Origin of the sequence: Kitasatospora sp. NPDC007106, assembly GCF_040634455.1 — a bacterium.
Lineage (GTDB): Bacteria > Actinomycetota > Actinomycetes > Streptomycetales > Streptomycetaceae > Kitasatospora > Kitasatospora arboriphila.
This window is the reverse complement of record NZ_JBEYFP010000206.1, coordinates 1-9,457: the sequence shown is the minus strand read 5'-3', so window position 1 is coordinate 9,457 and position 9,457 is coordinate 1. Positions and strand designations below refer to the sequence as shown.

Annotated in this window: 7 protein-coding genes and 1 pseudogene; 3 read left to right on the top strand and 5 right to left on the bottom strand. The window is 75.4% G+C overall.

Annotated elements, in window-relative coordinates; translation table 11 throughout:
* Positions 1-1,135, top strand: a 1,135-nt coding sequence (locus tag ABZ641_RS17875; RefSeq protein WP_359982869.1) for a sensor histidine kinase, incomplete at its 5' end; no start/stop codon positions are given.
* On the top strand, positions 1,132-1,746 hold the full coding sequence (locus ABZ641_RS17870) for a response regulator transcription factor (protein WP_263104456.1): 615 nt from the start codon (positions 1,132-1,134) through the stop codon (positions 1,744-1,746). The genes ABZ641_RS17875 and ABZ641_RS17870, both read left to right, overlap by 4 nt.
* Positions 1,747-1,919: 173 nt before the next feature.
* On the opposite strand, the gene ABZ641_RS17865 is transcribed toward ABZ641_RS17870, so the two are convergent.
* The 4 genes from ABZ641_RS17865 to purD all read right to left on the bottom strand — a co-directional run bounded on the left by ABZ641_RS17865 (position 1,920) and on the right by purD (position 7,802).
* Positions 1,920-2,819: a phosphoribosylaminoimidazolesuccinocarboxamide synthase gene (locus ABZ641_RS17865; RefSeq protein ID WP_344622171.1), complete on the bottom strand. Its 900-nt coding sequence runs from the start codon at positions 2,817-2,819 to the stop codon at positions 1,920-1,922.
* Positions 2,820-2,862: 43 nt separating this feature from the next.
* Entirely contained in the window at positions 2,863-4,404 is a 1,542-nt protein-coding gene (locus ABZ641_RS17860) for a N,N-dimethylformamidase beta subunit family domain-containing protein (protein WP_344622172.1), read from the bottom strand.
* Positions 4,405-4,567: 163 nt separating this feature from the next.
* Positions 4,568-6,040 (bottom strand): hypothetical protein, encoded by a 1,473-nt coding sequence (locus ABZ641_RS17855; protein WP_359982865.1) that lies wholly within the window; start codon positions 6,038-6,040, stop codon positions 4,568-4,570.
* A gap of 520 nt (positions 6,041-6,560) precedes the next feature.
* Entirely contained in the window at positions 6,561-7,802 is a 1,242-nt protein-coding gene (gene purD / locus ABZ641_RS17850; RefSeq protein WP_344622174.1) for a phosphoribosylamine--glycine ligase, read from the bottom strand.
* A gap of 480 nt (positions 7,803-8,282) precedes the next feature.
* Here purD and ABZ641_RS17845 point away from each other — a divergent pair, with 480 nt between their 5' ends.
* Complete coding sequence (locus ABZ641_RS17845; RefSeq protein WP_344622195.1) at positions 8,283-9,053, top strand: SLATT domain-containing protein; 771 nt, start codon at positions 8,283-8,285, stop codon at positions 9,051-9,053.
* A gap of 105 nt (positions 9,054-9,158) precedes the next feature.
* Here the strand turns inward: ABZ641_RS17845 and ABZ641_RS17840 are convergent.
* A pseudogene (locus ABZ641_RS17840) lies at positions 9,159-9,457 on the bottom strand (hypothetical protein); the annotation flags it as partial.

Below are 9,457 nucleotides of genomic sequence, written 5' to 3'. Positions count from 1 at the left end.
GCTCGGCGCCGTCACGGGCAAGCACGGGGCGGAACTGCCCGGCACCGTCCGGCTCTCCGCCGTCGCCGCCTCGCTGACCGCCACGGCACTGTTCGTCGTCTGCTGCCGTGCCGGGCTCGCGCACTACCTCGGCCGCCGCTCCCGGCCCACCGGCTGGCTGGTCGCCTTCAGCGTCGGCACGTTGCTCTGCTACTGGGCCGTGCTCGGCACCACCCACCCGACCGGCGAGGATCCCGTCCCCACCGGCGTCGCGACCGCCACCTGGCTGCTCGTCTTCTGGTTCGCCCCGGTGGCCGTCGCCGTCCCGCTGAAGGCCACCGCGCCGATCGGGCTGTTCGGGCTGGCGCTCTCCGTCCCCGCCGCGGCGCTGGCCGGCATCCCGACCGCCACGGCGCTCGGCCTGGCCGTCGGCTCCGGGATCGCCATGGTCTTCATCGGCGCGACCTGGCGGGGCACCGCGTGGATCGCCGCCGTGGTGTGGGAGCTCGACGCCGCCCGCGAGGCGCAGGCCCGGCTCGCCGTCGCCGAGGAACGGCTCCGCTTCTCCCGCGACCTGCACGACGTGCTCGGCCGCAACCTCACCACCATCGCGCTGAAGAGCGAGCTCGCCGTCCAGCTCGCCCGCCGCGGCCGCACCGAGGCGGCCGACCAGATGGTCGAGGTCCAGCGGATCGCCCGGGAGTCGCAGCGCGAGGTCCGCGAGGTCGTCCGCGGCTACCGGACGGCCGACCTGGCCGCCGAGGTCGCCGGCGCCCGGTCCGTGCTGCGCGCCGCGGGCGTCGAGTGCGACATCGACCTCGGCCCGGGCTCCGCCGCCCTGCCGCTCACGGCCCAGTCCGTGCTCGGCTGGGTCGTCCGCGAGGCGACCACCAACGTGCTGCGGCACAGCGAGGCCGGGCGCTGCACGGTCACCCTGCGCCTCGACGGCGGGCAGGCCCGGCTGACGGTCGAGAACGACGGCGTCACCGGCCCGGCGGCCGACCGCGACCACCCCGGCACCGGCCTGCTCGGCCTGCGCGAACGGCTCGCCGCCCACGGCGGCGGGCTCGCCACCCCGCCCGCCGACCCGGGCCGATTCCGGCTCACCGCATCGCTCCCGCTCGACCTCCCGGCCCTGGAGGTGGCCGCCCCGTGACCGATCCCGTCCGCGTCCTGCTCGCCGACGACGAGCACCTCATCCGCGGCGCCCTGGCCACCCTGCTCGGGCTGGAGGACGACCTGCAGGTCGTCGCCCAGGCCGCGTCCGGGCCGGAGGCCCTCGCCATGGCCCGTGCGCACCGGCCCGACGTCGCCGTCCTCGACCTGCAGATGCCGGGGCTCGACGGGCTGGAGGTCGCCGCCGAGCTGCGACACGTCCTGCCGGGCTGCCGGACGATGATCGTCACCGGGCACGGCAGGCCCGGCTACCTCAAGCGGGCCCTGGAGGTCGGGGTGCGCGGGTTCCTGCCGAAGACCGTCTCCGCTTCCGACCTCGCCGGCATCATCCGCACGGTCGTCGCGGGCGGCCGCTACGTCGACCCGGAGCTCGCGGCCGACGCCATCAGCGCGGGCGACAGTCCGCTCACCCCGCGGGAGACCGACGTCCTGGAGCTCGCCGCGCACGGCACCTCGATCGCCGAGATCGCCGAACGGGCCGCCCTCTCCCCCGGCACCGTCCGCAACTACCTGTCCTCCGCCGCCGGCAAGCTCGGCGCCGAGAACCGCCACGCCGCCGTCCGCATAGCCCGCGAACACGGCTGGATCTAAGACGGGCAGCACAGGGGCGCGTGGGGGCACCTCCCGGCCGAAGGCCGGGGGGAACTGCGCAACCCGGACGGGGCTCACGGACGAATCGGGGTCATCCCCTGTTCGTCACGGTGCCCACCCCCGGACTGCGTAGTTCCCCCGCCCTGATGTGGCTGGCCCGGTGTGGCTCCCTGTCAGGCCCAGGACGTCCCGGTGAGGCGCTCGTAGGCCTCGATGTACTTGGCGCGGGTCCGCTCGACGATCTCGGCGGGCAGGGCCGGCGGCGGCTCCTCGCCGGTGCGGTCCCAGCCGGACTCCGGCGAGGCCAGCCAGTTGCGGATGATCTGCTTGTCGAAGGACGGCTGGACCTGGCCCGGCTGCCACTCGTCGGCGGGCCAGAAGCGGGAGGAGTCCGGCGTCAGCACCTCGTCGCCGATGATCAGCTCGCCGTCCAGCAGACCGAACTCGAACTTGGTGTCGGCGAGGATGATCCCCCGGTCGCGGGCGATGTCCCGGGCCCGGGCGTACACCGCGAGGGTGGTCTGCCGCAGGGTGGCGGCCAGCTCGGCCCCCAGGCGGCGGGCGGTCTCCTCGTAGGGGACGTTCTCGTCGTGCTCGCCGACCTCGGCCTTGAGGGCCGGGGTGTAGATCGGGGCGGGCAGCTCGGAGCCGTCCTCCAGGCCGTCGGGGAGGGCGATGCCGCAGACGGTGCGGGAGTCCCGGTACTCGACGAGGCCGGAGCCGGTCAGGTAGCCGCGGGCGACGCACTCGACCGGCACCATCTCCAGGCTGCGGCAGATCAGCGTCCGGCCCTTCCAGTCCGCGGGGGCGCCGGCCGGCAGCTCGGTGGAGACCACGTGGTTGGGCACCAGGTCGGCGATCCGCTCGAACCACCACAGCGAGAGCTGGGTGAGGATGCGGCCCTTGTCCGGGATCTCGTTGGGCAGCACCCAGTCGAAGGCGGAGGTCCGGTCGCTGGCCACCATCACCAGGTCGCCGTTGGCGGCACGGTACAGGTCGCGCACCTTGCCGGTGTGCAGGTGGACCAGGCCGGGAACCTGGACGGGCTCGGGCTTGGTGACAAATCCGCTCAAGGTCGTCTCGTCCTCAGGGAAGGGGGCTGACGGCCCGAGTCTTTCACGTCGGCCCGCCGGCCTCCTTGCAGAGGTGGTCGAGCAGGTTGGCGGTGGCCCGCTGGACGCGCTCGTCGGTGTGCCCGGGACGGTCCAGCGCCGGCGACCAGGCGAAGGTGCCGGCGGCGAAGACGTACGCGCCGCTGGGCGCCCGGTAGAGCGAGGTCTGCTGGTGCCGCAGCCGCCCGGCGCTGTCGCGGTACGGGGAGTGGGCGAGCAGGGTCCGCTCGGTGTGGTCGGGCAGTGGGGCCCGCGGGTGGTAGTGGTCGGCCTCGCCGGCGACCAGGCCGGGCAGCGGGTCGCCGTCCTGGAGGCCGGTGCCGGCCCACAGCCAGTGGCCGGTGTTGCGGGCGATCATCGGGGCGGGCGAGGGGACCCGCCCGGCGTACTGCACGCCGAGCAGGGCCTGCTCCGGCTCTCCGGCCTCGCGCCAGAGCGCGCCCGGGGTACCGGGCAGCCCGGCGGCCGGGTTGCCGGCCGGGACCTTCTGCCGCTTGCGGCAGTTGAGCAGCCGGTTCGGTTCGCCGGACGGCCCCGGCGAGAGGTCGACCCGCCAGTACATGGTGTTGGCGGAGAGGAAGACCAGCGAGGTGCCGGTGTCGCGCGCGAACTCGACCGTCCGCCGCATCGGCTCGGACCAGTACTCGTCGTGCCCGGGGAAGACCATCGCGCGGTGGTGCTCCGGCTCGACCAGGCCGGCGTGCAGGTCGGTGGCGGTGGCGTAGGCCAGGTCGTAGCCGTACCGCTCGGCCCAGCGGATGAAGTCGTAGGCGTGGCCGACGTGCAGCGGCAGTCCGGCGCCGGCGTGCGGGCGGTCGAAGGAGACGGTGACGGCGGCCTCGGACTCGCCGACCAACCGGCCCTGCCCGTCCCAGGCGTGGTAGAGGCTGGCCCCGGTGTGCCCGTCCTCGGGGAAGAGGTTGTAGGCCTGCCAGGTCACGTCGGGCAGGACGAGCAGCAGGTCCGCCGGGTGCTCCGGGTCGGCGTCGCGGACGGTGAACGGGACGTGGCTGCGGTGCCGGTCGTCGGCGGTGGTGAGGACCGCAACGTACGCGCCGGGGCGCCAGTGCGCGGGGATGTGCAGCCGCCAGGACTGCCACCAGTGGTGGCAGGAGACGGTACGGCCGACGACCAGCGGCGCGGCCTGGGCCAGGCCGGAGATCAGCGGGCTGGAGGTGACCTGGCGGGCGCCGTCGCCGCCGTAGTGGCCGATCCGGTAGACGTCCACGGTGAACTCGCGGGGCGGGTTCACCGTCACCCGGAAGTCCACCGAGCCGCCGGGCCGGACCACGCCGGCCGAGGCGAACCCCTTGATCTGCTGGTCGACGTCGTCGGCGTTGGCCGGGCTGTTCACCACCGGCGCGGGCCGGGGCGCGCTCAGCGGCTGCTGGCCCGGTGCGTCGACGCTGACGTACCACGGCACCCCGCCGTCGGCGAGGTACTGGTCGGGGCTGCGCAGCCACGGCAGCGGCCCCTGGCCGAAGGGGTCGGACACGCCGTGCGCCAGCGTGCCGGACTCCCAGCGGCGGTTGAGTTCCGTCCCCACGCGCCCCTCCCACGGTCGCCGGCGTCAGGCTCGGCGCGCCCGTCCGCGACTGGCATGTGCCACACGGATGTGCGTGCGGTCCAGCACACCACAGGTTGCTGGCACTGCGTCACCCCACCGTAGCAACTGGTAGGCAAGACGCCCGATTCCGCATGATTCGTCATCAACTGCGCACGGGGCGCGCGAGCCGCACGCCCGCCGTCTCCAACCAGCCCCGCAGCGGTGCGTCCTTGCCGAGTTCGACGGCCTGGCCGACCACCGCGACGAGGTCGGCCCGCCGTACGCCGCCCATCAGCAGCACCGGGCCGTCCAGCCAGTCCAGGCCGGCGACGGCGGCACCGGCGTCGACCACGGCGCAGCTGACCATCGCGGTGAGGTGGTCGGCGAGCAGGTCGCGGGCGTGGCGGCCGGGCGCGGTGTGGCCGCAGCGGCCGGCCAGCGCGGCGGCCAGGGCGTCTCCGCCGCCGCCGGCGAGCCGGGCGAGCACCCGCGCGAGCGGCGGGCCGTCGGCCCGCCCGGCCCCCGGGTCGTCCAGGGCGGCCTGCAGCACGGCGGACTTGTCGCGCCAGCCGCGCACGGCGACCTCACCCGGGTAGGCGTCCCATTCGAGCGGCTGCCAGCCGCCGGGCGGCACCTGGTGGAGCAGGTCGGCGGCGAGCAGCGAGACGGCGGCGTCCACCCGGCCCGGCTCCTCCAGCAGGTCGCAGGCGGGCCGGTCGCCGAGGCGGGTCTCGTAGCCGTCGGCGAGCCGGTCGCGGCGGGCCAGCTCGGTGAGCGCGGCGACCACGCCCGCGTTCAGGTGCTCGGGGTGGCGGCCGAGCCGCCAGGCGGGCAGCGCGACCCGGGTGAGCAGGCGGTCCCACCCCGCGTAGGCGAGGCCGACCTGCTCCTGGGCGGCGATCCGCATCCCGTAGTCGACCGCCCTGGCCTGGTGCGATGCCCAGGCCGCCGCCGAGCGCTCCAGCTCGGCGGAGTGCTCGCGGCAGGCGCCGAGCAGCAGGCGGTTGATCCGGTCGATCACCGCGGCCGGGCCGCGGTGCGGCTCGCCGAGCGCGGCGTCCAGACTGCGGACGAAACGCCGGGCGGCGGCGATGTCGGTGTCGGCGGCGACGGCGGTGCCGGCCACCACGGGGGCGAGCAGGGCGCGGAGCTCACCGGCCCGCATCCACCACAGGAAGGGCGAGCCGAGCACCAGGACGGGCGCCGGGTGCGGGGTGCCCCGGCGGTGCGGGCCGGCGGGCTCCTCCAGCCAGCTGTCGCAGTCCGGGGTCAGCGCGATCCCGGAGGGCACGGGCACCTCCAGGCGCTCGGCGAGGTCGACCAGCAGCCGGTAGAGCTCGGGCGCCTCCTCCGGGCGGACCGGGACGGCCGGGGTGGCCGGCGGCACCGCGGTGCGGTGCGAGCGGTGCACCAGCCAGCCGGTCACCAGCGCCAGGACGGCGACGGCGGCCACCGCCCAGCGGACGGCGTCCCACGTGCCGCCGTCGGGCGAGCCCGGCGCGCCGATCCGGCCGGTGAGACGGCCCGCCAGCAGCACGACGGCCAGGGCGGCGGGGACAACGGTGGCGGCCAGGGCCCAGCCACGGATTCGCAGCACGGCCTGGGCATGCGCGCGTGCGGCGTCGACAGCGGCCATTCGGCGCGGCACCCCCTTCGGAGCGGTCGGAGGCCAGTGGGCCGGGGCCGGCAGGGCCGGCGGGACCGGTGGCCGAGGCGTCCGAGCGACTCGAAATGATCAGTATCCGACCGGGGCTCGGCGGCAGCCGCCCCCGGTTGTGCATCCTGCATGGCTCTTCTGACAGTTTTGACGCCCTCGTGCAGATGGGTGTTCCGGATCGCACCGCTTTCCACTCGTCCTGGTGACGGTGCGAACAATCCGGACGCCCCCAGCATCCCCCCGGGAGCGTCGCCCCACCCGGCGGCGGTACCGCGGGTGACGCGGTCCGGCACCGCGGGCGGGCGCGATTCAGCGCACCCTACGACCGGAGCGCCGGTTGCGTCAGCCGGATGCCCCATGAGTCACCCGAAGGGCTGGATTCCCGGCTTCAGGGAACCTCCGGAGGTCCGCCGAACGGGTCGAGAAACGCCCGAGGGCGCTGCGCCCATGGGGGTGTCCCCGCGGAGGCAGCGCCCTCGGCGCCGTCGACGGCCGTGCGCTACTGCGCGGCCTTCAGCGCGATGTCGGTGCGGTGGTGCGAGCCCTTGAGCGAGATCTTCGCGACCCCGCGGTAGGCCCGCTCGCGGGCCTCGGCGATGTCGGCGCCGGTCGCGGTGACCGACAGCACGCGGCCGCCGGCGCTGAGCACCTCGCCGCCCTCGCCCGCCCGGGTGCCGGCGTGCAGCACGTGGGTGTGCTCGTCGGCGACCTCGGCCAGGCCCTCGATCGGGTCGCCGGTGCGCGGCGCGGCCGGGTAGCCCTCGGACGCCACGACCACGGTCACCGCGGCGCCCTCGTCCCAGCGCAGCGGCTCCAGGCCGGCCAGCGCGCCCTCGGCGGCGGCCAGCAGCACGCCGGCCAGCGGGGTGCGCAGCCGGGCCAGCACGACCTGGGTCTCCGGGTCGCCGAAGCGGGCGTTGAACTCGATCACGCGGGTGCCGCGCGAGGTCAGCGCGAGGCCCGCGTAGAGCAGGCCGGAGAACGGGGTGCCGCGTCGGCGCAGCTCGTCCACGGTCGGCTGCAGGACGGTGGCGAGCACCTCCTCGACCAGGCCCTCGGGGGCCCAGGGCAGCGGCGAGTAGGCGCCCATGCCGCCGGTGTTGGGGCCCTCGTCGCCGTCCAGGGCGCGCTTGAAGTCCTGGGCGGGGACGAGCGGCAGCACGGTGGTGCCGTCGGTGATCGCGAAGAGCGACACCTCGGGGCCGTCGAGGTACTCCTCGATCACCACGCGCTCGCAGGCCGCGGCGTGCTCCAGCGCGGCCTGGCGGTCGGAGGTGACCACGACGCCCTTGCCGGCGGCCAGGCCGTCGTCCTTGACCACGTACGGGGCGCCGAAGGCGTCCAGCGCGGCGGCCGCCTCCTCGGCGGTGGTGCAGACGTACGAGCGGGCGGTCGGCACGCCGGCGCCGGCCATCACGTCCTTGGCGAAGGCCTTGGAGCCCTCCAGCTGAGACGCCTCGGCGGACGGGCCGAAGACGGGGATGCCGGCCGCGCGCAGCGGGTCGGCGACGCCGGCCACCAGCGGGGCCTCGGGGCCGACCACCACCAGGTCGGCGGCGAGCTCCCGGGCCAGGGCGGTGACGGCCGCGCCGTCCAGCTGGTCGACCGGGTGCACCGTGGCGACCTGCGAGATCCCGGCGTTGCCCGGGGCGCAGTGCAGCTCGGTGACGGCGGGATCGAGGGACAGTGAGCGGCACAGGGCGTGTTCGCGGGCGCCGCCGCCGATTACGAGGACCTTCACGCTTGGCAAGGGTAGTCGGTGGCCGGATCCGTGCTCGTGCCGCCGGGGTGCCGACTGTGGCGAAACCTCCAATGCTGCCGCTTTTCGGCGCATCCGATCTGGAGGATCGTCCAATCCGGAGGGGGCGGGGCGGCCACCGGGCGCCGCCGCAGGCCGCGGGTCATGTCCGCGGGCCCGCCCGGCCTCGCTCGGAAGAGTGAAATCTCGCCGCCCGACGAAACCCTCTCACCTCGGCTTCCGGACCCGAATTCGGATAACGATCACAGCCGAAGCGCCCCCACGGTAAGCCATTTGGGGGTAAGAAGTGCTGATGGACGAGAACCGGCGGACTGCCGGAGCACGGCACCATGGGCGGCTCACACCACCCGCGCACGGAGCCATGTCCGACGATGCGTCGGTTAGACGCACCGTCAGCCGGGCGTCCAGCCAGGACTGCACTGTCACCCGCCACAGGGAGCCCCACAGGTGAGCCAGCCGGAAATGCAACCCGAGGAGAGCCCCTGGGGCAAGGACGTCGGTGAGGAGGACCAGCCCTCCCCGGCCTCGGCCGGCCGCACTCCGACGCGCCGCCGCACCGACCTGAGCGCCCGTCAGTTCCCGCTCGGCGACTGGGGCGAGCCCGCCGAGCGGCTGGAGGAGCTCTACCGCTGGTCCGAGGAACGGGCCGTGGAGGCGATCGACTGGTACCGCAAGGACCGTGTCTGGAAGCGGCGTTGGGCCCGGCTGCTGCGCTTCGGCGCCGCGGTGTCCGGCGTCGCCGGGGTGAGCGCCCCGCTGGTCGGCATGACCGGGGTCCTGGACGGCGCCGCCGGCTGGGGCTACGTGGGCCTCGCGGCGTCGGCCGCCTGCCTGCTGACCGACCGCGGCTTCGGCCTGACCTCCGGCTGGATGCGGGACGTCTCCACCGCGCAGGCGCTGCAGCGGCGACTGGAGGCCTTCCAGTTCGACTGGGCCTCGGAGTGCGTCCGCGAGGTGCTCGGCCCCACCGAGGGCACCGCGGGCGAGGCCGCCGAGCGCTGCCTGGGCGTGCTGCGGCGGTTCTGCGAGGACGTCTCCGACATGGTCCGCACCGAGACCTCGGAGTGGATGCTGGAGTTCCGCGCGACGATGACCCAACTGCCCACCCAGGCACCGGGCGTCTGGGGCGGCCGCTCCGAGGGCGGGATCGGCGCCCAGGTGCGGGTGCTGCCGCCGCCCGGTACCCGGCCCACCATGCCGCGCCAGCGCCCGCCGGAGGGCCCGCTGCGCTGACCGCGCGCACCGACAGCAGAGGGCGGGCCCGGCGGGCCCGCCCTTCCGTGTGCCGGCCGCGGCCGAGGCCCCGGCCCCGGCTCGGGCTCGGGCTCGGGCTCAGGCTCAGGCGAAGACGATCATCGAGCCCTGGGTGACGCTGCGGGTCGCCGCCGCGTACAGGCCGGCCCAGGCGTGCCGCTCCCGCGCGAACGGGTGGTGCGCCTCGTCCAGCGGCGGGGCGAAGGGCTGTTCGAGGCCGGTCGGCGAGAGCGGCCGGGTCGGTGCCGGCGGTTCGAGCACGTCGATGCCCAACACCGGTGCCACCGCCTGCAGTTCGCGGAGCAGACCGTACGAGGAGCCGAGCGGGCCGCCGGTCGCCAGCAGCGCGTCGTCGACCAGCGGGACGGGGAACTCCACCGGGA